General features: G+C 73.3%; 26 protein-coding genes and 1 pseudogene. 9 read left to right on the top strand and 18 right to left on the bottom strand.

Annotated elements, in window-relative coordinates; translation table 11 throughout:
• Window positions 1-87 precede the first annotated feature (87 nt).
• Complete coding sequence (locus AB0958_RS39205) at window positions 88-630, top strand: PadR family transcriptional regulator (protein WP_366895255.1); 543 nt, start codon at window positions 88-90, stop codon at window positions 628-630.
• Between the two features lie 6 nt (window positions 631-636).
• On the opposite strand, the gene AB0958_RS39200 is transcribed toward AB0958_RS39205, so the two are convergent.
• Both AB0958_RS39200 and AB0958_RS39195 read right to left on the bottom strand, forming a co-directional pair.
• A complete protein-coding gene (locus AB0958_RS39200) occupies window positions 637-1,179 on the bottom strand; it encodes a hypothetical protein (protein WP_366895254.1) in 543 nt (180 codons plus the stop codon).
• Between the two features lie 168 nt (window positions 1,180-1,347).
• The gene (locus AB0958_RS39195; RefSeq protein WP_366895253.1) at window positions 1,348-2,310 is read right to left on the bottom strand and encodes a fibronectin type III domain-containing protein; all 963 of its coding nucleotides are present in this window, start codon (window positions 2,308-2,310) and stop codon (window positions 1,348-1,350) included.
• Window positions 2,311-2,692: 382 nt separating this feature from the next.
• Here AB0958_RS39195 and AB0958_RS39190 point away from each other — a divergent pair, with 382 nt between their 5' ends.
• Window positions 2,693-3,379 (top strand): glycoside hydrolase family 75 protein, encoded by a 687-nt coding sequence (locus tag AB0958_RS39190; protein ID WP_366895252.1) that lies wholly within the window; start codon window positions 2,693-2,695, stop codon window positions 3,377-3,379.
• Between the two features lie 44 nt (window positions 3,380-3,423).
• On the opposite strand, the pseudogene AB0958_RS39185 reads toward AB0958_RS39190, so the two are convergent.
• A pseudogene (locus AB0958_RS39185) lies at window positions 3,424-3,537 on the bottom strand (SDR family oxidoreductase); the annotation flags it as partial.
• A 160-nt stretch (window positions 3,538-3,697) separates the two neighbouring features.
• On the opposite strand from AB0958_RS39185, the gene AB0958_RS39180 reads away from it, so the two are divergent.
• On the top strand, window positions 3,698-4,336 hold the full coding sequence (locus AB0958_RS39180) for a helix-turn-helix domain-containing protein (protein WP_366895251.1): 639 nt from the start codon (window positions 3,698-3,700) through the stop codon (window positions 4,334-4,336).
• A 28-nt stretch (window positions 4,337-4,364) separates the two neighbouring features.
• On the opposite strand, the gene AB0958_RS39175 is transcribed toward AB0958_RS39180, so the two are convergent.
• From AB0958_RS39175 to AB0958_RS39135, 9 genes are all read right to left on the bottom strand, one after another.
• The gene (locus AB0958_RS39175; protein WP_366895250.1) at window positions 4,365-4,775 is read right to left on the bottom strand and encodes a PTS fructose transporter subunit IIA; all 411 of its coding nucleotides are present in this window, start codon (window positions 4,773-4,775) and stop codon (window positions 4,365-4,367) included.
• The gene (gene dhaL / locus AB0958_RS39170) at window positions 4,768-5,367 is read right to left on the bottom strand and encodes a dihydroxyacetone kinase subunit DhaL (protein WP_366895249.1); all 600 of its coding nucleotides are present in this window, start codon (window positions 5,365-5,367) and stop codon (window positions 4,768-4,770) included. Before dhaL ends, AB0958_RS39175 begins: the two co-directional genes overlap by 8 nt.
• A gap of 59 nt (window positions 5,368-5,426) precedes the next feature.
• Complete coding sequence (gene dhaK, locus AB0958_RS39165) at window positions 5,427-6,419, bottom strand: dihydroxyacetone kinase subunit DhaK (protein WP_366895248.1); 993 nt, start codon at window positions 6,417-6,419, stop codon at window positions 5,427-5,429.
• A gap of 134 nt (window positions 6,420-6,553) precedes the next feature.
• Complete coding sequence (locus AB0958_RS39160) at window positions 6,554-7,147, bottom strand: YdeI/OmpD-associated family protein (protein WP_366895247.1); 594 nt, start codon at window positions 7,145-7,147, stop codon at window positions 6,554-6,556.
• 121 nt (window positions 7,148-7,268) lie between these two features.
• Window positions 7,269-7,946, bottom strand: a complete 678-nt coding sequence (locus AB0958_RS39155) for a response regulator transcription factor (RefSeq protein WP_366895246.1) — start codon at window positions 7,944-7,946, stop codon at window positions 7,269-7,271.
• Window positions 7,943-9,160: a sensor histidine kinase gene (locus tag AB0958_RS39150; RefSeq protein ID WP_366895245.1), complete on the bottom strand. Its 1,218-nt coding sequence runs from the start codon at window positions 9,158-9,160 to the stop codon at window positions 7,943-7,945. The genes AB0958_RS39155 and AB0958_RS39150 overlap by 4 nt, the downstream gene beginning before the upstream one ends.
• A 557-nt stretch (window positions 9,161-9,717) precedes the next feature.
• Window positions 9,718-10,596, bottom strand: a complete 879-nt coding sequence (locus AB0958_RS39145) for a hypothetical protein (protein ID WP_366895244.1) — start codon at window positions 10,594-10,596, stop codon at window positions 9,718-9,720.
• A 186-nt stretch (window positions 10,597-10,782) separates the two neighbouring features.
• Window positions 10,783-11,850 (bottom strand): LacI family DNA-binding transcriptional regulator, encoded by a 1,068-nt coding sequence (locus AB0958_RS39140; RefSeq protein WP_366895243.1) that lies wholly within the window; start codon window positions 11,848-11,850, stop codon window positions 10,783-10,785.
• 67 nt (window positions 11,851-11,917) lie between these two features.
• A complete protein-coding gene (locus AB0958_RS39135; protein WP_366895242.1) occupies window positions 11,918-12,724 on the bottom strand; it encodes a methyltransferase domain-containing protein in 807 nt (268 codons plus the stop codon).
• Between the two features lie 478 nt (window positions 12,725-13,202).
• Between AB0958_RS39135 and AB0958_RS39130 the strand changes: the two genes are divergently transcribed.
• A complete protein-coding gene (locus tag AB0958_RS39130) occupies window positions 13,203-14,165 on the top strand; it encodes an NAD(P)-dependent oxidoreductase (protein WP_366895241.1) in 963 nt (320 codons plus the stop codon).
• Here AB0958_RS39130 and AB0958_RS39125 read toward each other — a convergent pair.
• From AB0958_RS39125 to AB0958_RS39105, 5 genes are all read right to left on the bottom strand, one after another.
• Window positions 14,153-14,926 carry a polysaccharide deacetylase family protein gene (locus AB0958_RS39125; RefSeq protein WP_366895240.1) on the bottom strand — a complete coding sequence of 258 codons (774 nt, stop codon included), beginning with the start codon at window positions 14,924-14,926 and terminating at the stop codon, window positions 14,153-14,155. The genes AB0958_RS39130 and AB0958_RS39125 overlap by 13 nt on opposite strands.
• Window positions 14,927-14,956: 30 nt before the next feature.
• Window positions 14,957-16,123, bottom strand: coding sequence for an acyltransferase (locus AB0958_RS39120; RefSeq protein ID WP_366895239.1), 1,167 nt, complete (start codon window positions 16,121-16,123; stop codon window positions 14,957-14,959).
• An 81-nt stretch (window positions 16,124-16,204) separates the two neighbouring features.
• Window positions 16,205-17,161, bottom strand: coding sequence for a transporter (locus AB0958_RS39115; RefSeq protein ID WP_366895238.1), 957 nt, complete (start codon window positions 17,159-17,161; stop codon window positions 16,205-16,207).
• Entirely contained in the window at window positions 17,158-18,075 is a 918-nt protein-coding gene (locus tag AB0958_RS39110) for an ABC transporter ATP-binding protein (protein ID WP_366895237.1), read from the bottom strand. The genes AB0958_RS39115 and AB0958_RS39110 overlap by 4 nt, the downstream gene beginning before the upstream one ends.
• Complete coding sequence (locus AB0958_RS39105) at window positions 18,072-18,527, bottom strand: GntR family transcriptional regulator (RefSeq protein ID WP_366895236.1); 456 nt, start codon at window positions 18,525-18,527, stop codon at window positions 18,072-18,074. Before AB0958_RS39105 ends, AB0958_RS39110 begins: the two co-directional genes overlap by 4 nt.
• Before the next feature lie 104 nt (window positions 18,528-18,631).
• Between AB0958_RS39105 and AB0958_RS39100 the strand changes: the two genes are divergently transcribed.
• Window positions 18,632-19,093: an RpiB/LacA/LacB family sugar-phosphate isomerase gene (locus tag AB0958_RS39100; RefSeq protein ID WP_366895235.1), complete on the top strand. Its 462-nt coding sequence runs from the start codon at window positions 18,632-18,634 to the stop codon at window positions 19,091-19,093.
• Window positions 19,094-19,113: 20 nt separating this feature from the next.
• On the opposite strand, the gene AB0958_RS39095 is transcribed toward AB0958_RS39100, so the two are convergent.
• Window positions 19,114-19,482 carry a DUF6479 family protein gene (locus tag AB0958_RS39095; protein WP_366895234.1) on the bottom strand — a complete coding sequence of 123 codons (369 nt, stop codon included), beginning with the start codon at window positions 19,480-19,482 and terminating at the stop codon, window positions 19,114-19,116.
• A gap of 169 nt (window positions 19,483-19,651) precedes the next feature.
• On the opposite strand from AB0958_RS39095, the gene AB0958_RS39090 reads away from it, so the two are divergent.
• From AB0958_RS39090 to AB0958_RS39075, 4 genes are all read left to right on the top strand, one after another.
• On the top strand, window positions 19,652-20,026 hold the full coding sequence (locus AB0958_RS39090; protein WP_366895233.1) for a ferredoxin: 375 nt from the start codon (window positions 19,652-19,654) through the stop codon (window positions 20,024-20,026).
• Window positions 20,027-20,127: 101 nt separating this feature from the next.
• A complete protein-coding gene (locus tag AB0958_RS39085) occupies window positions 20,128-21,306 on the top strand; it encodes an acyl-CoA dehydrogenase family protein (RefSeq protein WP_366895232.1) in 1,179 nt (392 codons plus the stop codon).
• Between the two features lie 9 nt (window positions 21,307-21,315).
• Window positions 21,316-22,161: an oxygenase MpaB family protein gene (locus AB0958_RS39080; protein WP_366895231.1), complete on the top strand. Its 846-nt coding sequence runs from the start codon at window positions 21,316-21,318 to the stop codon at window positions 22,159-22,161.
• Between the two features lie 109 nt (window positions 22,162-22,270).
• On the top strand, window positions 22,271-23,508 hold a 1,238-nt coding region (locus AB0958_RS39075; protein WP_366895230.1), incomplete at its 3' end, for a serine/threonine-protein kinase.

Below are 23,508 nucleotides of genomic sequence, written 5' to 3'. Positions count from 1 at the left end.
GGCCGCCCTCTAGGGCCCCTTCTGATGGATCTCCGCGGCGTCGGAGATCCATCAGAAGGGCCTTGGCCCCGTCCCTAGGATGAGTCCATGTCACTCCCGCACGCGATCCTCACCGCCCTGCTCGAGAAGCCGTCGTCGGGGCTTGAGCTGACCCGCAGGTTCGACAAGTCGATCGGGTACTTCTGGTCGGCCACGCACCAGCAGATCTATCGCGAACTGGGAAAACTGGAGGCCGAGGGCCACATCCGCACCCTGCCGGCCGAGCAGCCGGCCCGCGGGCAGAAGAAGAGCTACGAGGTCCTGCCCGCGGGCCGCGCCGAACTGGCCCGGTGGACCGCCGCGGCCCAGGACCCCAAGCCGGTCCGGGACGTCATGCTGCTGCGCCTGCGCGCGGCTGCGGTGGTCGGCACGGCCGGCCTCGAAACCGACCTGCGTCGTCATCTGGCTTTGCATCAGCGCCAGTTGGAGGAGTACGAGGAGATCGAGCGGCGCGACTTCCCGCCGGGCAAGGACAGCCCGGAGGACCGGCTGCGGCACCTGGTGCTGCGGGCCGGCATCGACCTGGAGACCTTCTGGACGCAGTGGCTCACCCGCGCGATCGGGGAGTTCGGCGAACTCCCCGACCGCTGAGCCGCGTCAGAGCCGGTACGGCTTCGAGCGCTTGCGCAGGTACCAGCCGGTGGCGATGACCCCCGAGCCGACCAGCGCCGCTCCGACGCCCAGCGTCAGCGGGCCGTAGTCGCGCGCGGCGCCGCCCAGACCGCCCATCACGCCCCGTGAGGGCGCGGCCGACCTGGTGGTCGAGGAGGTCGTGGGCGCGGCGGGGGCCGAGACGATCACCGACTGGTTGCCCGCCGTGCCACCGTTGGAGCAGACGACGACCACCGTGTAGGTGCCCGGCGACACGCCGGACCAGGCGGCCGACTGGCTCACCGTGGTGCCCGCCAGGGCCACCTGGCGCCCCTGGGCGAAGGAACTCTGACTGCTGTTGAGCAGCGAGGCGTTGCCCCAGCTGCCGTTGTTCTGGGTACAGGCGCTGGTGACCACCGAGACCGTGGTGCCGCTGGTGCTCACCGAGATGCCCGAGACGGCGGCGGACGGCCCCGCGAGCCAGGCCGGGAGCGCGGCGGCGGCCGCCAGGGTCAGGCCGGAGCGGAGGAGAAGTCGGGTAGTGCGCATGGGCTGCCCTCCGGCGGCACGGTTGGCGGAACGTCCCTGTGCGCCGCCGAGGGTCGGGGAACTCCCGTGCTGCCTCGGACTCAGCGAAAGCCGCCCCGGTCCGCCCCGCACGCGCAGACGCCCGGTCAGGTGATCTCTTCATCCGTCCGGCCCAGGCCGGAATGCGGGTCAGGCCCCCGCCGTCACCGACCGCACCGCCGACCAGCCGCCCCAGGTGCCGTCCGGGAGCCGCGCCCGCAACCGCACCCGGTGCCCGACCCCGTGCTCCCGCCCCACATAGAAACTGTAGGCCGAGCGGCCCGTCGGCGGGGTCCCGCCCCACACCAGCGAGGTGGTCGTCCCTGCGTCGAGACGTACCTGGTACTCGGTGACCACTCCGTCGACGTGCGGTGGGTCCCAGGCCAGATCGAGGTAGTACGCCCCGCCCTCCTCGTGCGTCCCGGCGGTGAACCCGGTCGGCGCGGTGTCCCGGCCGTCGTCGCCGCCCGGCGTGGTCAGGCGCACCGCCGCGCTCGCGGGCGAGACGTTGTCGGCCGCGTCCCGGGCCCGGACCGTGAACACGTAGCGGGTGCCCGGACGCAGTCCCGTGACCACGGTCGCGGTCTGGTTCCCGCCCACGCTGTGGATCTTCGCATCGCCCTGGTAGATGTCGTACGACGACACCCCCCGGTCGTCCGTCGAGGCACCCCAGGACAGCTGCGCCGCTCGGCTGCCCACGGCGCGTCCGCCCGGTCGCACCGGACGGGTGGGCGCCGACCGGTCCGCCGCCACCGACGCCGGTGTGGTCGCCCGCACCTCGCGGCTGCGCGGGCCGAGGCTGCCGTCGGCGCCCCGGGCCCGCACGGTGAACGCGTACCCGGTGGACGGCCTGAGCCTGGTGACGTCCACCATGTGCTGCGACCCCGGTACCTCTGCCACCTCGGTGGTGCCGCGGTACACCCGGTAGGCGCGGACCCCCGAACCGTCCGGCAGCGCGTTCCACATGACGTGCACGCTGGTGGCGCTGCCGGCCACCGCGGTGACCCCGCCCGGAGCGCCGGGCAGCCTGCCGCTGTCACCGTCGGCGGCCCCGCCCCGGCCGCAGGACGTCACCCACAGCAGGGCGCAGACCACGACGACGACACGACGCACGGTTCCGCCTCCCGGGACGGCAGCGGCAATGGTCCGGACCAATATGGACCGCCCGGGACGCCGTCGGCAAGGGGCCCGTGGTGCGCACGGCCGGGAGGCGTTACGTATGCTGAGCACACTGCGGCCGAACTCCCCGAGTGAGCAGGTGAGTTCGAGCCCGTGGCGCGGAACGCTGTCGTCGCTGATCCCGCGCCGACGCGGGCGGCCGGGGCCGCCCGGGCCGACACCGGCCCAGGGGCCCCGGCGCCTGACGGACTCTCACGGGGTGTCAGTTCGTTGCTCCGTACGGCCCTGTAAGGCCCGCACCTGCTGGCCCGGGCGCCGGGACCCCCTCAAATTGGACCGGTTGACTCCATGTCCCCCACGGAGAGGGTCCCTCATCGTGCGTGTCCAGACGCTGACGCTGGCCGCGGCCGGCGCCGCCCTGCTCAGCCCGACCACGCTGCCCACCCCCGCCGCCTCGCTCACCGCCCACGGCGACCGGCACCGGATCACCGCCACCGATCTGCTGGCCCGGGTGCGTGACTGCACCCAGGTGTCCAGGGGGCGCTACCGCACCGACGCCGGTACCGCCGCCACCGTCCCCGTGTGCGGCACCGACCGGGCCGTCTTCTGGAAGGCCGATCTCGACATCGACTGCGACGGCCGGGTCACCGCCCACTGCAACCGCGCCGCCGACCCCGCGTTCTCCGCCGCCACCGCCTTCCAGCAGTCCGACGGCCGCCATCTGAACGCGGAGAAGCTCCCCTACGTCGTCGTACCCGGCCCCAGCCGCCGCTGGGACCCCCGGGCGTACGGCATCCGGGGCGGGGCGGTCGCCGCGGTGATCTACAAGGGACGGGTCCAGTACGCCGTCGTCGGCGACACGGGACCGCGCGACATCATCGGTGAGGCGTCGTACGCCACCGCCAAGGGGCTGGACGTGAACGCCGACCCGCGGTCCGGCGGGGTCCCCTCCGGCGTGACGTACATCGTCTTCCGGGACTCGGAGATCAGCCCCATCGAGAACCGCGAGACGGCGGAGGCGGAGGGGGAGCGCCTGGCCGCTCGGTTCACCGACGGCGGCTGAGGCTCGGGCGCCGGCGCCTCCCGCCGGTGTTCCCGGTGCCGGGGTCAGACGGCCGCCCAGCCGTTGTCCACCGGCAGGATCGCGCCGTTGATGCTGCTCGCCGCGTCCGAGGCGAGGAAGACGATCGCCGCCGCCTGTTCCTCGGGCTCGGAGACCTGTGGTGCTCCCATCGTGTGTTTCAGGGGCGCTCGGCGCCCAGTGTCGCCCCCACCCTACGACTTAATGTCGCCGAGTGACATAAAGTCATGGCCGAAAACTTCCGCCGCTCCCGTTCCTCGGAGAGAATTCCGGGACCAGGCACCGGAACCGGAGGGGCAGATGACCACAGCAGGGGGACGCACCGGACGGCCGCCCCTGACCGAGGAGCGCAAGGCCGAGATCAGACTGGAGATCGCCCGCGCCGCGGTGGACCTGTTCGTCGCCCAGGGCGTGACCGCGACCACGGGCGAGCAGATCGGCCAGGCGGTCGGGGTCTCGGCGCGCACGGTGTGGCGCTACTTCCCGAGCAAGGAGGCCTGCGTACGACCGCTGTTCGCGGCCGGTGTCGAGGTGGTCGCCGACGGCCTGCGCGCCTGGCGGCCCGGCCGCCCGCTGACGGAGGCATTCGAGAGCGCCGTGGCCGACGACGACCGGCTGGTGCGGGGCCCCGACCGCGCCACCGTCGGCGCCCTGGTCCGGCTGACCCGCACCGAGCCGGGCCTGCGCGCGGAATGGCTCCAGACCTACGACGAGGCCGAACCGGCGTTCGCCCGGGCCCTCGCCGCGCGCGCCGGGCTGCCCGCCGACGATCTGCGGCCCGCCATCCAGGCCGCCATGTTCAACGCGGCCCTGCGCGCGGCCGTCGAACACCACGCGTGGCGCGCGGCCGACGGGACGTCCGACCCCGCCACGGCGGAGGCCGAACTCATGGAGACCATGCGCTCGGCCCTCACCGTCGTGGCGGACGGCCTGTCCTAGAAGGCCGTCACCTTCCCGTCGGACCTTCTCAGACCTTGCGGTAGGTGTACGCCTCGGCGGCCGCGGCCGCCACGGCGTCGAGGTCGGCCCCGGCGGCCGCCGTGACGACCGCGGCGACCGCGCCCTCCACGAACGGGGCGTCCACCAGGCGGGCGCCGTCCGGGAGTTCGTCGCCCTCGGCGAGCAGCGCCTTCACGGTCAGCACCGCGCTGCCCAGATCGGTCAGGACGGCCACCCCCGCACCCCGGTCCACGGACAGGGCGGCGGCCGCGATCAGCTCGGCACTGGTGCCGAGCCCGCCGCCCTCGGTGCCACCGGCCGCGGCGACCGGCACCTCGACGGCACCACCCGCCAGCCCCTTGGCCAGTTCCGCCACGGAAGCCGCCACCTCGGCGCTGTGCGACACCAGGACGATCCCCACCAGCTTGCCGTCACTCACCGGCCGCCTCCTCGAGCGCGGCGACGAGCAGCGCCGACGAGGTGGCGCCCGGGTCCTGGTGACCGATGCTGCGCTCCCCGAGATAACTGGCCCGGCCCTTGCGCGCCTGTAGCGGAGTCGTCGCCACGGCACCCTCCTCGGCCGCGGCCCGCGCCGCACCGAAGCCGTCCGCGAGCGCGTCGACGGCCGGTACCAGGGCGTCGATCATCGTCTTGTCCCCGGGAGCGGCTCCGCCCAGCGCCATCACCTTGTCCACCCCCGCGCGCAGGGCCTCGCCGAACTGCGCCTCACTGACCTCGGCCGCGTCGCCGAGCGCCTTGCCGGTGCTGCGCAGCAGCGTGCCGTACAGCGGCCCGGACGCGCCGCCCACCGTCGAGATCAGCTGGCGCCCGGCGAGCGTCAGCACGGCACCCGGAGTGCCGGGCGAGTCCTTCTCCAGCGCGGCCACCACCGCCTTGAAGCCGCGCTGGAGGTTGCTGCCGTGGTCGGCGTCCCCGATCGGCGAGTCGAGGGCGGTGAGCCGCTCGGCCTCGCGGTCGACGGACGTGGCGGTCGCCGCCATCCAGCGGCGGAAGAAATCGGCGTCGAGCACGGGATCTCCTTGCGTGCGGTACTGGTGCGATACGGATGCGGGTCGGTTCCGGTGCTCGCTCACATCCCCCAGCGCAGGGCCGCCGTCCGCACCGGCGCCTCCCACAGCCGCAGCAGGTCCTCGTCGACCTGGCAGAGGGTGATCGACGCACCGGCCATGTCCAGGGAGGTGACGTAGTTGCCGACGAGGGTGTGCGCCACGCTCACGCCGCGCTCGGCGAGCACCCGCTGCACCTCGGCGTTGAACCCGTACAGCTCCAGGAGCGGGGTCGCCCCCATGCCGTTGACCAGGACGAGCACCGGCCGACGCGGGGTCATGTCCTCCAGGATGGCGTTGACCGCGAAGTCGGCGATCTCGCCCGAGGTCATCATGGCCCGCCGCTCCCGGCCCGGCTCGCCGTGGATGCCGATGCCCAACTCCAGCTCGCCCGGCGGCAGGTCGAAGGTCGGGGTGCCCTTGGCCGGGGTGGTGCAGGCGCTCAGCGCGACACCGAAACTGCGGGAGTTCTCGTTCACCTGGCGCCCGATGGACTCCACCCGCTCCAGTGGCTGTCCCTCGGCGGCGGCGGCACCGGCGATCTTCTCCACGAACAGGGTCGCGCCGGTGCCCCGCCGGCCGGCGGTGTAGAGGCTGTCGGTGACCGCCACGTCGTCGTTGACGAGGACCTTCGCGACCTGGATGCCCTCGTCCTCGGCGAGTTCGGCGGCCATGTCGAAGTTGAGCACGTCACCGGTGTAGTTCTTCACGATGAACAGCACCCCGGCCCCGCTGTCCACGGCCGCGGCAGCCCGGGCCATCTGGTCCGGCACCGGGGACGTGAACACCTCACCGGGGCAGGCCGCCGACAGCATCCCGGGACCGACGAACCCGCCGTGCAGGGGCTCGTGCCCGGACCCCCCGCCCGACACGAGCGCCACCTGCCCGGCGACGGGGGCGTCCCGCCGTACGATCACCCGGTTCTCCACGTCCACGGCGAGATCGGGATGCGCCGCCGCGATCCCCCGCAGCGCGTCCGCCACCACGGTCTCCGGAACGTTGATCAACATCTTCATGGGTGTCTCCTCGCGAGCGTTGTCGATCCTGGCGCTGAGGTGGTCGTTCGTCCCGTCCCTTGAAAGTATCGGGCTTGCGGCAGCGAAGGTCACCTGTGACGCGAAGCCCTCCCAGGTCCCTCTTTGACGCGTGCCTACGGGTGCGGCTTCTCGCCCTTCGCCAGCATCGCCACGTACTTCTCGATCCGGCGCGCCCGGGTCTCGGCCTTCTTGGCGTCCTGGATCCGGTACAGGATCGCGTAGCGGTTCTGCCGGTCGAGTGTCTCGAAGAACTCGGCAGCGGCCGGGTCGGCGGTCAGGGCCGCCGCGAGGTCCTCCGGCACCGTGGCGGTCTTCACGCCGTCATAGGCGGCCTCCCAGCGGCCGTCCGCCTTGGCGCGGTCGACCTCGGCCTGCCCCGGCGGACGCATCCGGCCCTGCTCGATCAGGGAGGCGGCCTTGTCCCGATTGATCTTGGACCACTTGCTGCGCGGCTTGCGCGGGGTGAACCGCTGGAGCCACCACTCGTCGTCGAGCTTGGCCTTCTGGCCGTCGATCCAGCCGTAGCAGAGTGCCGCGTCGAGCGCCTGGGGGTAGTCCAGCGCGACGATTCCGGGGCCCTTCTTGCGCAGCTTGAGCCAGATGCCGGGCGAGACGGCGTGGTTCTCGCCGAGCCATTCCTGGAACGCCTCGGCGGACGCGAACGCGACGATCTCCAAGTCCTGAGTCACCCCAGCAGCGAACCACATCCGGTGGCCGCTGTTCCCCTGAAGGCGCAGAGACGTGTGACCCGGCGGCTCGGCAACGCGCGGGAAAGCGGCACACCACACCCTCGACGTCTTCGCGATCGCGCAGGAGTGACCGTGCGGCTCAGACCTGGCTCTCCCCGGCGCGGACCAGGCCGGTCTCGTAGGCGATGACGACGAGTTGGGCGCGGTCGCGGGCGCCGAGTTTGGCCATGGCCCGGTTGGCGTGGGTCTTGACGGTCACCGGGGCGACGAACAGGCGTTCGGCGATCTGGTCGTTGGACAGGCCCGCGGCCACCAGCGTCATGACCTCGCGTTCCCGGGGCGTGAGGGCGGCGAGCCGCTTCGGGTCGGCGAGGGCGCCCGGGGAGGGCTGGGAGAGGAACCTGGTGATCAGGCCTCTGGTCGCCGCCGGAGAGAGCAGGGCCTCGCCGGCCGCGACGAGGCGGACGGCGTCGAGGAGCTGGGCCGGTTCGACGCCTTTGCCGAGGAAGCCGCTCGCCCCGGCCCGCAGCGCCTGCACGACGAACTCGTCCACCTCGAAGGTGGTGAGGACGAGCACCTTCACTCCGGCCAGGTCCTCGTCCTGGCCGATGCGCCGGGTGGCCTCGATGCCGTCTACCTCGGGCATCCGGATGTCCATCACCACCACGTCGGCCCGCTCGGACCGGGCCAGCTCCGCCGCCTCACGTCCGTTCGACGCCTCCGCGACGACCTCCATGTCCGGCTGCGCGTCGATGAGGAGCCGGAAGGTGCCGCGCAGCAGTGCTTGGTCGTCGGCGAGCAGGACGCGGATGGTCATTGAGGGCCTTTCGGGGCGAGCGGCTTCGACCCGTGGTCGGGGGCGAGGGTGAGGGGGAGTTCCGCGTGGACCCGGAAGCCGCCCTCGGGCCGGGGCCCGGCGGTGACGCTGCCGCCGATGGCGGCGGCCCGTTCGTGCATGCCCATCAGGCCGTGCCCGGTGCCCGGGCCCTTGGCCCGGCCGGGACGCCCGTCGTCGGTGACGGTGACGCGCAGGGTGTCGGCCCCGTAGTCCAGGGCCACCAGCGCCTGCGCGGCTCCGGCGTGCTTGTGGGTGTTGGTGAGGGCTTCCTGGATGATCCGGTAGGCCGTCAGTTCGGTGGTCGCCGCCACCGGCCGGGGCAGGCCGGTCCGTTCGATCCGCACCGGCATGCCGCCTGCCTGAACACTGCCGACGAGGGTGTCGAGGTCTGCGAGGCCGGGAAGCGGGAGCCGGGAGTCGGGCGCGTCGTCGGGCTGGCGCAGCAGGCCGACGGTGGCCCGCAGCTCGTCGAGTGCGCTGCGGCTGTTGTCCTTGATGTGGGCGAGCGCCTGGTAGGCCCGGTCGGGATCGGTGCGCATCAGATGGTGCGCCACCCCGGCCTGGGCGTTGACCAGGGTGATGTGGTGGGCGACCACGTCATGGAGTTCGCGGGCGATGCGGATGCGCTCGTCGGTGACCCGGCGGCGGGCCTCCGCCTCCCGGGTGCGTTCGGCGCGTTCCGCCCGCGCCTCGGCCTCGGCGAGCCGAAGACGGCGACTGCGGACGGCGTCGCCCAGCGCGGTGGCCGCGATGGCCAGGTCGAACCGGAGCAGACTGTCCCCGGCGAGCGGCGACACGGACCGGCCGAGCGCGTAGACCACCGTGATCGCGAGGGAGGCGGCCAGACCGGCGGTCCAGGCGGCACGCCGTCCGGTGCGGGTGGCGAAGGTGTACAGGGCCACCAGACTCGCCGCCGGGGCCAGGGAGAAGCCCGGGGCCAGGACCAGGTGCGTGAGATCGACGGCCAGCGTGACGAGGACGACCGGCAGCGGCCATCGGCTGCGGACGACCAGCGGCAGACAGGCCAGAGCCGTCCACGCCACCAGGCCTGCCCGGGGTGTGTGCCAGCCGGACCCGCCGTCCGCCGCGGCGCTCGCCGCCGCGGCGACGAGCACCACCAGGACGGCCGGGAGCGCGTCCCGCGCGCGTTCATGGCCGGCGAACCACTGCCGACACACGTCTTGCACCTGCATCCCTTCACTATGCGGCACGGTCCCGGCGGGGCCGTGCCGCCGGTGAGCCGACGTCGGCGCGGCAGACCGGCGGTCGGCGGCTCCCGTCCCGGCCCGGGTCGGGACGCCGGCTCCTCGGACGGCCCTGCCACCGAGATCCGGGGCAGCGCGCGGTCCAGGTGACGGGGCAGGGCGACCGCCACCGCGAGGCTCACGCCGAACTCCGTCCCCGGTGTGGGCCCACTCCTCGCGCATCCGGTTGACCAGCAGGACCTGGTAGTCCATGGAGAGGCCGAACATGATCCCGACGAGCCGGTGGCGGTGGCACCAGCGGGCGAGTGGGGACATAGACGGGCCTTTCCGAGGAGCGTCATGGGCCGGGCACCCCGGCACCCGGCCACGCTCCCAATTCCCGGCTCTCTCGTCATCGGCCGACCGCAGACACTTGCGTCTACTGCGCTTGCAGCAGGTCTATTGCGCTCGCAGCAGACCGACACAGGTGACGCGTCGGCCGACGAGCAGTACGCCCGCCATCCGCCGGGGACGCCGCCCCGCTCGCCTCCCCGGTGGCCTCTTCGTCAGCCGACGCAGAGGACGAGCAGGCAGAGCTGCGAGGGCGAGGTCGCGGCCGGGGCGGGGTTCGCCGGCGACGCCGGTGTGCTGTCGGCGGCGGGCGCGGCCGGGGCGGAGGTGGCCGCCGGCGCCGACGAGGCGGCGGAGCCGGACCCGGACGTGCCGGACGCGGTGGAGGGGCCCGACGTGGTGGACGTGCCGGACGTGGTGGCGGACTGGGCCTGTGCGGCGGACGCCGTCATGGGCCGCGGCGAGGCGGCGGTGTCCTGACGGTGTGCTCCCGTGGCCCGCGGCACGCCCGTGATCTGCTCCCGCGGTGTGTTCGCCGTGACCGGGCGGGCCTCCGTCGTGCGGTCCGGGGCCCGGTGCCGGCCGGTCGGGGCCGGTGCCGCCGCGGTGGGTCGGGTGGCCTGGCCGTCCACGGCTCCCATGGGCGAGTGGTCCGGGGCGGTGGCCGCCTGCGCGCGGTTCGTGGCCTGCCCGTTCATGGAGGCGACCGTGAGACCGCCGCCGACCAGGGCGACCGCGGTGGCCACCACGGCCCGGCGCTGGTTCTTCTTCCAGCGGGCCCGCTGACGGCGCCGTGCCGCCCGGCCGAGCGGCACGGTCGGAGCGGAGGAAGCGGCGTCCGGCCCGCCGTACGGGTCCTCCGCTGTCTCCCCGGTCGCCGACTCGGTGTGCGTGTCCTCGGTGTGCGTGTCCTCGGGGTGCGTGTCCTCGCCGTCGTGCCAGGTGTCCTCGGCAGACGACCGCCAGGCCGCCGTACCGGTGGTCGCGGGAGCCGCCGCGGAGCCGCGGGGAGCGATGTCCGGGGCGTAGGCGCCGCATCCGGGGCACACCAGGGCGCCGTTGAGGTGCCGACGGCACAAGGTGCAGTAGTCCATCCGCGGTCTTCCTGACTCGACTGCGCCGACGGCGCGTGGGCCGTGGCCTGGTCTCGTTCGCACGTGGGATCGAACGGCCAGAACGCTAGCGAGCCTTTGGCCAGGCAGTGTGCAGCCTGTGTGGTGCTTCTGCGCAGATGCCGTCGGGACCGTGCGGACAGAGACGTCTCGCGGTCTGCCGGGAGCTCATTTCGAGGGGGCGGCGGCTTCGCCCGGCGGTGGCGCGGTCGAGGCGCGGACGACGAGGTCGACCGGCGGCCCGCTCGCCGGCAGGGGGTCCGCCGCCGGGTTCTCGATGGCGTGCACCAGACGTTTCAGGCCCTCCTGGGCCACCGCGTCGAAAGGCTGACGCACCGTGGTGAGCGGGGGAGTCACATAGGCGGCGACCGGGATGTCGTCGAAGCCGACCACGCTGACGTCCTCCGGCACCCGCCGCCCTGCCTCCGCCAGGGCCCGGATCAGGCCGATGGCCATGTCGTCGTTGGCGGCGAAGACGGCGGTGACCGAGTCGTCCGCGGCGAACGCCCGGCCCGCCGCGTACCCGGACGCGGCCGACCAGTCGCCCGTGACGACCGGGGGCACGGTCCTGTCCTGGGCGGTCAGGGCGGAGCGCCACCCCTCCAGCCGGTACCGCGCCGCGTACCAGCGCTGCGGACCGGCGAGATGGTGGACCGTCGGGTGCCCCAGGGACAGCAGGTGTTCGGTGGCCGTGTGGGCCATCAGGTCGGCGCCGTCGCCCGCGGTCAGCACGGTGGGCGCGGTGACCGGCGGCGGCGCGCCGATCACGAGCACCGGGACGTCGACCCGCAGCGAGGTGTCCGCGCCGCCCCGGTGCTCGTCGATGGGTTCGGAGATGACGATGCCGTCCACGCCCTGGTCGAGGAGCGAATCCACGGCGCCCGAGAGGCCCGCCGGGTCGCCCTCCACCGTGTTGACCACGCGCAGCGCGTAGCCGGTGTCCCGGACGACCCGCTCGACGCCCATGAGCAGCGAGGCGGGACCGTACAGGGCGGTGCCGAGCGTCACCACGCCGATCGAGCGGGTGCGTCCGGACGCCAGCGCCCGGGCGGCGTTGTTGCGCCGGTAGCCGAGTTGTCCGGCGGCGTGGAGAACACGACGGCGTACGTCGTCGGAGACGTACGGCTCGTCGTTGAAGACCCGGGACACGGTCTTCTGGGAGACACCGGCGAGCCGGGCCACGTCGACACTGCGGGGAGCGGCACCGCTCCTGCCGCGTCCCTTCTCTGGTGGCATGACTTCTCCCGGTGGGCGCTCGGTCGACGGCAATCATGTCAGATGCGACCGCACGCTGACCGCGCTGTCATGCGACCGTCGGTGAGGGCTTCCGGCCCCAGGCGGTCAGCATGCCGGCGGAGAGCGCGGCGCACTCGTCGGAGGACAGGTAGCGGATCGCCGCGTCGACGGCCGCGTCGTCGACCAGGCCGGTGGCCACCATCGCGGACCGGCTCCGCTCCCAGGTGTCCGCCCAGAAACGGCTGAGGGGACTGCCCGGCAGCAGCGGCGGCACGTGCAGTTCGGCGGCGACCGGCAGCAGCCCGGCCCCGCGCAGCAGCTGTGGGTACGACGGCACCCGCGAGACGTCCGTGCCGATGGTCGCCCGCAGCCCCTGCCACATCGCCCGCATCGCGACGGTGTACGGCGTGTCCGGCGTCCGGTCGTTCGTCACGTCGACGGCGTCGCTGAGCACCAGCACCCCGCCGGGCTCGACCAGTTCGGCCAGCGTCGTGATCAGACGCTCGTGCTCGCCCAGGTGCATCAGCACGAACCTGGCGTGCACGAGCCGGAACCGGCCGCGGACGGCGTGCGCGGCGGTGATGTCGGTCTCCAGCACGTCGAGCCCGGGCCGCCCCGGAAGGAACCGCACGTCGCGGTCGACGGCGAGCACGCTCTCCACCCCGGCCTCGTCGAGCAGCCGGCGGGCGACCGTGCCGGTGCCGGCGCCCACGTCGAGGCAGCGCCATCCGGGGCCGACCCCGAGCGCTCGCAGCCGTGCCATGGTGATGTCGTCGTAGGCGAGGGCCCCGAAGTCGATGCGCTCGCCCTCGCCCGCCTGCTCGGGCCGGAAGACCGCCTCGCCGTAGCGTCCGCCGCCCGGTCCGCCGGTCACGCCGCCGCCGGCGTGACACCGAGGGGGAGGGTGAGGAGCGGGTCGTCGAAGCGTTGCATGGCCGGACCTCTTCACACGGTGGGGCGGTGCCGGGCGGCCCGTCCCGGGACCGCCGCCGTTCCCTGGATCCTGCACCGCCGGTCTCCCGCACGCCTGAGGCGCGCCGCACCTGAGCCGATCGGGGCAACGGCCGGGCGAGGGAGACGGCTGAGCGACGGGGGTGACCGAGCCACGAGGACGGTGGAGCGGTCTGGACGGCGGAGCCACGAGGGCGGCCGCGTCGCGGTCGCGGCCGAGCCGCCGGAAGGGCAGGGGCCGGCCGAGGGGACGCAGCCTCCCGATGAGCGTCTGCCACTGGCTGACGTGGGGAGCCGTGGCCGCGCGGCGGCGGCCGGGGTGGACCGGCGCTCCCGCACCGTACAGTGCGGATGGTTCCCGCGTGTCCGCACCGCTCGCCGAGAGAGCAGGAGTCACGACGATGACACACGTCGCCGACACCCCCGACGCCCCGATGTACGGCTTCGTCGGACTCGGTGTGATGGGGCAGCCCATGGCGCTCAACCTCGCCCGGGCCGGAACCCCGCTCGTCGTCTGGAACCGGACGCCGGAACGGGCGGAGCCGTTGCGGGCGGCCGGGGCGCTGGTCGCGGCGAGCGTCGAGGAGGTGTTCGCACGCGCGCGTGTCGTGATCGTCATGCTCCTCGACGAGGAGGTGACGGACACGGTGCTGGGCCGGGGCGGCCCGGGGTTCGAGAAGCTCGTCGCCGACCGGGTCGTGGTGTCGACGGGGTCGACGTCCCCGGAGTACGCGCGCGGCCTCGCCGCCGACGTCCGGGCCGCGGGCGGACGGTTCGTCGAGGCGCCGGTGTCCGGGTCGCGCAAGCCTGCCGAGGCGGGCGAACTGGTCGCGATGCTCGGCGGCGATCCGGAGACCGTGGCGGAGGTACGGCCGCTGCTCGCACCGATGTGCCGGGAGGCCGTCCACTGCGGGCCGGCCGGCTCCGGCGTACTGATGAAACTGGCCGTCAACCTGTATCTGACCACGACGATCGCGGCGCTGGCCGAATCCGTGCACTTCGCCCAGCGGCAGGGCCTGGACCTGGAGACCTTCCGGTCCGTGGTCGACTCCGGCCAGCTGGGCAGCGGGGTGACCCGGGTCAAGGTGCCGATGCTCGCCGCCCACGACTTCACCGTGCAGGCGGCCACCGCCGACGCCTACGCCAGCACCCGGCTCATCGCCGACGCCGCCCGCGCGGCCGGCCTCGCCACGCCGCTGCTCGACCTGAGCGGCGACCTGTACGGCGAGAGCGTACGGCTGGGCAACGGCCGCCTCGACATGTCCTCGGTGCTCACCGCGATCGAGGCCCGTACGGACGCGGCGGCGGCGCGGCCGGCCGACGGGACGGGCCGAGCACCGGCCCACCCTCCTCAGGGCCGGTAGACCATGCCCGGCTCCGGCTCGGCGGGGGCCAGCAGCTGCGACACCGTGACGATGGTGTAGCCGCGTGCCTCGAGTGCCTTGATGATCCCCGGGACGGCGGGCACGGTCCCCTTGTGCAGGTCGTGCAGCAGGATGATGCCGTCGCGGCGGGTCTGGTCCAGCACCCTTCTGGTGATCAGGGCCGAGTCGGTCGTCTCGTAGTCCTTGGCCGTGACGCTCCACAGCACCTGCGCCAGCCCCAGCTCCCGGCAGACCTTCGCCACCTTGCGGTCGGTGCGGCCCTGCGGGGGACGCATGAGGACGGGCCTGGTGCCGGTGATCCGCTCGATGGCGTCCTGGGTCCGGGTCAGCTCCCGGCGGGCGTCGGCCGCGGAGATCTCCGTCAGCCTGGGGTGGGTCCAGGTGTGGTTGCCGATCTCGTGCCCCTCGGCCGCCATCCGGCGCAGGATGCCGGGGTACTTCGCGATGTGGCCCCTGCCCTGCACGAAGAACGTGGCGTGCAGGTGGTCCTGTCTCAGGATGTCCAGCAGCCTCGGGGTCGTCGGGCTGGGACCGCCGTCGAAGCTGAGGGCCACGCACTTCGCCCTGCGGCAGTCGACGGCGCCCCGCACCGTTCCCGTCGCCTTGTCGCGGGCGGCGCGCGGTGAGGTGTGGTCGTAGGTGGTGACCGTCAGGGCCAGGGTCAGCGCGACGGCCAGGGCGGCGGCCACCGCCGTCACGGCGGCGACGAGTATGCGTCTTTTGCGTCTGGTGAGGGGCACGGGAGACCTTTCCAGGAGAGGAGTTGCGCGTCAGCGGGCGCGGGTCAGGACCGGCTTCGCGCCCAGGTCCCGTACCCGCGCATCGAGCGTCAGACGATGCCTCAGCAGGCGCCCGAGCGGGCGCTCCACCGCGGTGTGGACGAGCAGGGACAGCCCCAGCACGCACCCGACGGACACCGCCATCGAGGGCAGCGGCCCCAGCGTCGGAAAAGCCCGGATCAGACCTTTGGCCAACGGAATTCCGATGCTCTGGTGGACGAGGTAGAACGGGTAGGTGAGTCCGCCCGCGGTGACCAGCGGGCGCCATCGCAGCCTCGCCAGGGGGCCTTGCACCCCGGCCAGCGCCAGCAGCCCGAGGCAGACCGTGAGCACGGCCGCGCACACGGCCCAGGAGGGGCGGCTCTCACCCGGAGGCACGGTGGCGTGGTCGGCCACCCGGAGTTCGAGCACGGTGAGTTCGTAGGACCAGGCGAAGCCCAGCAGCAGCCACAGCAGGAGACTCTGCCCGAACCTGTGCATGAGGTACAGGACGATTCCCGCGACGAACAGGCCGGTGTACCGGGGCAGTACGAATTCGTCCAGCAGTGGTGAGTGCAGTTCGAGGGCGACGACACCGGCCATGAGCCAGGCCGCGCAGCAGGCCACCACCCGCCGGTACGACAGCCCGAAGACCAGCAGTACGGCCGTCAGCAGGTAGAAACGGGCCTCCACCCAGAGCGTCCAGCTGACTCCGTCGACCAGGTCGAGCCCCAGGGGCCCCGGAGCCATCGTCAGGTTTCCGACGACGGTGCGGGGGTCGACCCGGGTGGCGGCGGGCCGGTGACCCAGTCGTGAGACGAGGACGAGCCCGACGACGAGGAGCACCGCGCACCAGTAGGCGGGGAAGAGCCGTGCCACGCGGGAGACGGTGAACTGTCCGGGCGTCCGTCCCCAGCAGCTCATGCAGATGACGAACCCGCTGATGGCGAAGAAGAACTCGACCCCGAGCCAGCCGTAGCGGCTGGTCTCGTGCAGGAACGGTGCGAGGTCACGCAGTTCGGTCCGTCCCCAGAAGTGCGGGGTGGGGGTTCCGAGGAAGTGGTACGCGGCCACCATCAGGGCCGCGACCAGGCGGAGCCCGTCCACCGCGGCCAGCCGGGCCGGCCCGTTCGGCCGCGGTCCGGGCGACGGCCCCCCGGCGGGTATGTCGGACGGCATGGCGAAGCGACCTCCGTGCGCAAGGTGATCCCCGTCGGGGGCGGAAGGGGGAGGGAAGGAAGCGGGTGGTGGGCGCCGCGGTCAGACGCGGCGGCGCAGGAGCAGCACGGTGGCGGCCGTGAGCAGCACGGCCAGGCCGCCCAGGACGGCGGTGTCGGTCCACTGGAACGCCCAGTAGTCACCGGCCGGACTGGCCTCGTAGAAGCGGGCGACGTACCCGTGCGCCGCCATGCACTCCCTGAGCTGGGCGCCCGAGGGATAGGGGCAGTTCAGCACGTCGTCGTGGCGGCCGGAGGCGGTGATCAGGCCGTAGGTGCCGGTCGACCACTTCTCGCCCATCGGCGCCTTGGGGACGCTGCCGGCGCTGACGTAGGTGTGCGGCGGGACCAGCAGCCGGGTGTGGTGCGTCCACTCCAGCAGGAGCGTCGTCGCCCCCGTCGCCAGCAGGGTCAGGCCCATCGCCGCCAGCACCCGGCGGGTCAGCAGGCCGAGCAGGGTACCGGCCGCCAGGCCGAACAGGGCGGCCGCCACGACGCGGGGGCCCGAGCCGCTCAGGGCCGCGTCGTCGTACCAGAACAGTCCGTAGCTCCGGTCGGCGGCCGGCCGCCACCACCACGCGAACACCCCCGCCAGCAGGCCGGACAGGGCCGTCGTGGTCACCGCGGCCAGCGCGAACCGGGAGGTGAACCACTGGCCTCGGCTCACGCCCTGGGCGAGGATCATGCGGTGGGTGCCGAGTTCCCGGTCGCGGCCCAGCAGCGGGGCGCCCCAGAAGACGCCGATGAGGACGGGCAGGGCGATGTTCAGCGCCCCCAGGTAGCGCAGTGGCCCGACGTCCAGCAGCAGGGGCAGGCCGGTGCCGGAGCGGGTGCAGTACAGCGGCCCGGTGGGGCAGTGGTCGAAGAGCCCGCTGTGCAGGGCGTCCAGCATGCCCGAGCGCGAGTACGAGGCGATCGCCGCGGCGACCAGCAGCGCGGCCGCGCCGATGCCGGCCGGTACGCGGTGCTGGCGCCATGCGAGCCAGAGGGAGCCCTTCACGCGGCCGCCCCCGTCCGCTCGGCGGGAGCGGCGGCGGGAGAGGCGGGTTCGCCGGACTGGAGGTAGCCGATCAGGACGTCCTCCAGCGCGGGGCGTGCGACGTGCCAGTCACCGCGCACCGGCCCGTGCCGCCTTATCAGGGCGGTCAGTTGTCTGCCGCCGGTACGGCTGTTCACGACGGTGTGCTGTCCGGTCAGGGCGTCGGCCTGGCCGGCGGGCCCGGTCAGCACGGCATGGCTGCGGCGCAGTGCGTCGGCGTCCTCGCACAACGCGACGCGACCGTCCCGCAGGACCAGGACCCAGTCGCAGGTCTCCTCCAGTTCCGGCAGGACGTGCGAGGACAGCACGATGTCCGTGGCGTGCTCGGCGGCCTCGGCCATCAGCTCGGCCATGATCTCGCCGCGTGCCACCGGGTCGAGGTCGGCCAACGGCTCGTCGAGGAGCAGGAGTCGGGGCCGCTTGCCCAGGGCCAGGGAGAGCGCGACGCGCGTGCGCCGGCCGGGGGACAGGTCGCCGACCCGGGCGCGCAGCGGGATGCCGCCCTCGCGGACGATCCGCTCGGCGGTCGCCCGGTCCCACGAGGAGTTCAGCTTCTCGCCCATCAGCAGGGTGTCCGCCACGGTGAGCCGCGGGTAGAGCGGCTTGTCCTGGGTGAGCAGCGCGACCCGGGCGCGGGACCCGGCCGTACCGGGAACGGTGCCCAGCACCCGGAGTTCCCCGGCGTCGGGCCGCAGCAGCCCGCCGGCCAGGTGCAGCAGGGTGCTCTTGCCGGCGCCGTTGCGTCCGACGAGTGCGGTGACCCGGCCGCGGGGCACGGTGAACTCGCAGTCCCGCAGGGCCCATGCGCCCCGTCTGCGGTACCGCAGCCCCAGTCCCGTGGCGCACAGCGCGGCCGAGGCGTCAGGCCCGGTCATGCGTCCTCCTTCTGCCGGCCCCGGTGGCCCGGGGTCGTGCCGTCGTGCTGGTCGTCGTAGGCGTCCAGGGCGGCCGTGACCAGGGCGAGCACGTCGGCCCGCTCCAGCCCCGCCGCCCGGGCGCGGGTCACCCATGCGGTGGCCTCGCGACGCAGCGGCGAGTCGTCCGCCGCGTCGGGCCGGGCGAGTGACCGCGTCACGAAGGTCCCGAGACCGCGGCGGAGTTCGACCAGGCCGGCCTGCTCCAGGTCGCGGTAGGCGCGCAGCACGGTGTTGGGGTTGATGGCGGTGGCCGCCACCACCTCCTTGGCCGTGGGCAGCTTGTCGCCGACCCGCAAGGTGCCCATCCTGAGCGCCCGTTCGGTCTGCTCGACGATCTGCACGTAGGCCGGTACGCCGCTGCCACGGTCGATCCGGTAGTCGATCAACGTCGCCTTCCTCGGTTCCACCATGCTTGTGCTAATGAATTAATGGAAGCATGGTGGAGGCGGGGCGTCGCTGTCAAACCCCGAGGGGAGGACGAAGTCCCCGGGGTCGACGCGTAACGTGAAGCGGTGTGAAGATCTCCGTCTCCTCGGACATGGACGAACCCGTCGCCCGCCTCCTCGTCGAGGAGGTGCGCCGCCGGGGCCATCAGGTGCGCGTGTACGGCGCGCTGGACCCGGGGGCCGATCCCCGGTGGGCGGTCTGCTCGGAGGCGGCCGCCCGCGACGTGGCCGCCGGTGCCGCGGACCAGGCGGTCGTCTGCTGCTGGACCGGCACCGGTGCCGCGATCGCCGCGAACAAGGTCCCGGGCGTGCGCGCGGCCCTGTGCGCCGACGCCTACACCGCCGACGGCGCCCGGCGCTGGAACGACGCCAACGTGCTCGCCCTGAGCCTGCGGCTGACCTCGCAGCCGGTGCTCAAGGAGATCCTCGACGCCTGGTTCGCGGCCGTGCCGAGCCAGGACGCCGAGGACCTCGGTAACGTGGCCCACGTCGGACGTCTCGACGCGGGCCGGGGGGTCGCCGGGGAGTAGCGGGCCGGATGAGCGGGCGGTCAGTGGGCGCCGAGGCCGCCGCCGCCGAACGAGCCGCTGGAGCCCTTGCTCCAGCGTGGCCGGTCCTTCGACGTGCTCGGCCTGGTCTGCTGGTTGCCCAGTTCGTACGGGGTGAGCGGACGGCCGCCCTTGGGGATCTGGGGGATCTCCTCCGACTCGCGGTTCTCCAGGACCTCGTGCACCGCGCCCTCCGGTGGCAGCTTCGGCTGTTCCTCGGGGCGCGGCCGGTCCGACTCGTGGTACTTGACCCGGTTGCCCAGCCAGAAGCCGCCGGCCAGCATCGCCAGCACGGCCATGGCCACCAGGAAGAGCGCGAGACTCATCAGGCCGCTGGGAGCGGCCAGCTGCTGCATCGATACCGTACTCATAGCAAGGGGATACCCGCCCAGAATGGTGCGAACCGGACGTGATGGGTGACTGATCGAGCGCAGTCCGCGACGCGTGGCGGCACCCTGGCCGGCCGGTGGTGCCGTGGACGGCCGGAACCCCTGGGCTCCGGGGTGTTTGCCGCACCGTCCGCCCGGCTACCCGGCCCGGGTGACACAGCAGACTTCCCAGCAGGAGCTGTACCGGTTCCTGGAGGACCGGTTCGCGTGCGCGCTGGCCTGCACGGAATGCGCCCGGGCGTGCGCGCTGCGTGCCGGCGTGCTCGACCCGGGCGGGGCCGCCCGGACGGAACAGGTGCGCCGCAAGGGCATCATGTGCGCCGAGGTGTGCGACGCGACCTGCCGGGCGCTGACCGAGGAGACCGGCAGGGACGAGACCGGCCTGCGCGTCCAGCTCGAATGGTGCCGGGCGATCTGTCTCGAGTGCGCCCAGGCCTTCGACACCCAGCCCGGGGCCGAGAAGAGCGCGGACGCCTGCCGGGCGTGCGCCAGAGCGTGCGCGGACTTCATCGCGGTGCTCGGCTGACCGCCGCCAGGTGAGAGACGGTCGCACCGCCATTCCCTATTTCTGGAACACGTTCTACGGTGTGCGCCGTCAGGACCGCCCGTCGGGAGCCTGGAGGCGCCGTGCACCTCGACCACACGCCCGAGCAGCAGCGGCTGCGCACCGAGCTGCGCGCCTACTTCGCCGGCCTGGTGCCGGACAACGCGTACGCCCGCTACGCCGACCCCGCCGCGCAGAAACGCTTCTACCGCGAGACCCTCCGGCGGCTCGGCGCGGACGGCTGGCTCGGCGTGGGCTGGCCCGAGGAGTACGGGGGGCGCGGGCTGACCGCGATGGAGCAGTTCATCTTCTTCGACGAGGCCGCCCAGGCGGGCGTCCCGCTCCCGCTGATGGCGCTCAACACCGTCGGCCCGACGATCATGCAGTTCGGCACCGAGGAGCAGAAGTCGTACTTCCTGCCCCGCATCCTCGCCGGTGAGATCGACTTCGCCATCGGCTACAGCGAGCCCGACGCCGGCACCGACCTCGCGGCCCTGCGGACGAGGGCCGTCCGGGACGGCGACGAGTACGTCGTCGACGGCCAGAAGATCTGGACCACCAACGGCGACACCGCCGACTGGGTCTGGCTCGCCACCCGCACCGACCCCGAGGCCCCGCCCCACAAGGGCATCACCATGCTCCTGGTGCCGACCACGGACCCCGGCTACTCCTGCACCCTCATCAACACCCTCGCCTCGCACGACACCACCGCCAGCTACTACGAGAACATCCGCGTCCCCGTCTCCCGCCGGGTCGGCGAGGAGAACCAGGGCTGGCGGCTGATCACCAACCAGCTCAACCACGAGCGCGTCACCCTCGCCGCCCACGGCACCATGGCCATCCGTGCCCTGCGCGACGTGCAGCGCTGGGCCATGGAGACCAAGCTCGCCGACGGCCGCCGGGTCGTCGACCTGCCCTGGGTGCGCCGCCGCCTCGCGCAGACCCACACCCGCCTCGACGCCATGAAGCTCCTCAACTGGCAGATGGTCAGCGCCGTCCAGGACGGCACCCTCACCCCGCAGGACGCCTCCGCGGTCAAGGTCTACGGCTCCGAGGCCCGCCGTGACGCCTACGCCTGGCTCATGGAGATCGCCGGGGCGGCGGGCCCGCTGAAGGAGGGCTCGGCCGGCGCGGTCCTCCACGGCGACCTGGAACGCGGCTACCGCTCGGCGGTCATCTTCACCTTCGGCGGCGGCAACAACGAGATCCAGCGCGAGATCATCTCCTGGATCGGACTGGGGATGCCGCGGGTACGGCGGTAGCCTGCCCGCATGGGTGCCGACCCCGGGCTGTTCACCCCGGCCTCCGTGACCTGGCAACTGCACGGCGACCCCATGATGTGGGTCGCCGGGATCCGCGCGCTCTACCTCCAGGCCCTGCACCCGCGGGCGGTCCGCGGGGTGATGGAGAACTCCGACTTCCGGCGGGACGCCTGGGGCCGCCTGATGCGGACCGCGAACTTCGTCGGCACCACGACCTACGGCACCACGGAGGCCGCCGAGCGCGCCGGGGCCCGGATCCGGAAGGTCCACAGCATGCTCGGGGCGACCGATCCCGACACCGGCGAGCGCTACGGCGTGGACGAACCCGAACTCCTCCTGTGGGTGCACTGCGCGGAGATCGACTCCTACCTGGACGTGGTCCGCCGCTCCGGCTTCCCGCTCACCGACGCCCAGGCCGACCGCTACCTCGCCGAACACCGGGTCAGCGCCCGCCTGGTGGGCCTCGATCCCGCGACCGTACCCGCCGACCGGAAGGAGCTGACCGCCTACTTCGAGAAGACCCGCCCGCTCCTCGCCGCCGGGGCCGACGCGCGCGACGTGTACGACTTCCTGCGCCGGCCGCCGACGCACCCGCTGCTGATACCGGCGCGCGAGGTGCTGTGGCGGCGCGTGGCCCACCTGGCGTACGCCGCTCTGCCCCCGTACGCCCACGAGTTGTACGGCGCCCCGGCCCCCGAACCGGCCGTCGTCACCCGGCGACTGCGTGCCACCGGCACCGCCTTGCGCTGTGTTCCCGCACGTCTGCGCTGGCAACTCCCGCCCAAACACATTCTGCGGGCCATGGCGAGGCTCGGCCCGGCCGCGCGCCCGGCACCGTACAAAGTCGGGACCTAGACCGCCATACTGGTCGTCCAGGGGGCCCGGATTCGGCCGGTTCGGCGCGGTCGCACCGTTACGGCCGGGAACGGGCGGAGCTGGAGGCGACGGGGGGCGACGGCGCGCGATGGCTGACAGCAGGCTGGTCCAGGAGAGGTACCGGCTGCTCGACCTGATCGGGCGGGGCGGGATGGGCGAGGTGTGGCGGGCCCGCGACGAGTCCCTCGGCCGGCAGGTCGCCGTGAAGTGCCTCAAACCGCTCGGCCCGCACCACGACCAGGCGTTCACCCGCGTGCTGCGCGAGCGGTTCCGCCGCGAGGCGAGGGTGGCCGCCGGGCTCTCGCACCGCGGGGTCACCGTCGTCCACGACTTCGGCGAGTCCGACGGCGTCCTCTACCTGGTGATGGAACTGCTCGACGGCCGCGACCTCAGCCGGCTCCTGGAGGACAACAAGCACCATCCGCTGCCCGTCGGGGACGTCGTCGACATCGCCGAACAGGTCGCCGCCGCCCTCGCCTACACCCACCAGCAGGGCATCGTGCACCGGGACCTCAAACCCGCCAACATCATGCGGCTGACCGACGGCACGGTGAAACTCTGCGACTTCGGCATCGCCCGCCTCGGCCACGACATCGGCCTCACCCCCCGGCTGACCGGCACCGGCATCGCCATGGGCACCCCGCACTACATGTCACCGGAACAGATCGGCGGCACCGAGGTCGACCCGCGCAGCGACCTGTACTCGCTGGGCTGCGTGCTGTACGAGATCGCCACCGGGGCACCGCCGTTCGACCTCGACGACGCCTGGGCCGTCCTCGTCGGCCACCGCGACACCCGGCCCGCCCCGCCGCGCACCCACCGCCCCGAACTGCCCGGCTGGTTCGAGCAGGTGATCCTCGACCTGCTCGCCAAACGCCCGGAGCAACGCCCTTACGACGCACGGGAACTGGGCCGCCGGATCGTCTCCGGGCGCACCACCCCCACGTACGTCCCCACCGTCGTCACCGCGCGGCCCGGGCTCCGGACCCCTCGAACGGGGCCCCGGGAGACCCGGCTGCCGTCCTGGACGCACGGCATGACCACCGGCCACAAGGCGACCGGCACCACCCTGAGCAGCACCCCGCCCGACCCGGGCGCCGGACTCACCGGCGAGTGGATCGCCCGCCCGGCCACCGGCTTCGCCGCCGAACCGTCGCCGGCCGGCGCCTTCGTCCCGCCTCCGGGGCGCGCCCCCGGCCCGCCCCGGGGGTCCGCCCCCGTCCCGCCTCCGGGGTCCGCCCCCGTCCCGCCTCCGGGGGCCGTCGCCGTCCCGCCTCAGATCGGAAGAGCAATCGGGTTAACTCCAGTCACAACGCGAGTGTTGTG

This window comes from Streptomyces sp. NPDC006655, assembly GCF_040703965.1.
Taxonomy (GTDB): domain Bacteria; phylum Actinomycetota; class Actinomycetes; order Streptomycetales; family Streptomycetaceae; genus Streptomyces.
The sequence above is the reverse complement of the archived record's forward strand: the minus strand, read 5'-3'. Positions and strand labels throughout refer to the sequence as shown.

Coding starts and splice junctions, on each gene's coding strand:
- AB0958_RS39200 (WP_366895254.1), bottom strand. CDS start 1,179: ATGCGCACTACCCGACTTCTCCTCCGCTCCGGCCTGACCCTGGCGGCC.
- AB0958_RS39110 (WP_366895237.1), bottom strand. CDS start 18,075: ATGACCGGGCCTGACGCCTCGGCCGCGCTGTGCGCCACGGGACTGGGG.
- AB0958_RS39180 (WP_366895251.1), top strand. CDS start 3,698: ATGACCACAGCAGGGGGACGCACCGGACGGCCGCCCCTGACCGAGGAG.
- AB0958_RS39205 (WP_366895255.1), top strand. CDS start 88: ATGTCACTCCCGCACGCGATCCTCACCGCCCTGCTCGAGAAGCCGTCG.
- AB0958_RS39145 (WP_366895244.1), bottom strand. CDS start 10,596: ATGGACTACTGCACCTTGTGCCGTCGGCACCTCAACGGCGCCCTGGTG.
- AB0958_RS39095 (WP_366895234.1), bottom strand. CDS start 19,482: ATGAGTACGGTATCGATGCAGCAGCTGGCCGCTCCCAGCGGCCTGATG.
- AB0958_RS39160 (WP_366895247.1), bottom strand. CDS start 7,147: ATGTGGTTCGCTGCTGGGGTGACTCAGGACTTGGAGATCGTCGCGTTC.
- AB0958_RS39105 (WP_366895236.1), bottom strand. CDS start 18,527: ATGGTGGAACCGAGGAAGGCGACGTTGATCGACTACCGGATCGACCGT.
- dhaK (WP_366895248.1), bottom strand. CDS start 6,419: ATGAAGATGTTGATCAACGTTCCGGAGACCGTGGTGGCGGACGCGCTG.
- AB0958_RS39130 (WP_366895241.1), top strand. CDS start 13,203: ATGACACACGTCGCCGACACCCCCGACGCCCCGATGTACGGCTTCGTC.
- AB0958_RS39150 (WP_366895245.1), bottom strand. CDS start 9,160: ATGCAGGTGCAAGACGTGTGTCGGCAGTGGTTCGCCGGCCATGAACGC.
- AB0958_RS39140 (WP_366895243.1), bottom strand. CDS start 11,850: ATGCCACCAGAGAAGGGACGCGGCAGGAGCGGTGCCGCTCCCCGCAGT.
- AB0958_RS39120 (WP_366895239.1), bottom strand. CDS start 16,123: ATGCCGTCCGACATACCCGCCGGGGGGCCGTCGCCCGGACCGCGGCCG.
- AB0958_RS39155 (WP_366895246.1), bottom strand. CDS start 7,946: ATGACCATCCGCGTCCTGCTCGCCGACGACCAAGCACTGCTGCGCGGC.
- AB0958_RS39080 (WP_366895231.1), top strand. CDS start 21,316: ATGGGTGCCGACCCCGGGCTGTTCACCCCGGCCTCCGTGACCTGGCAA.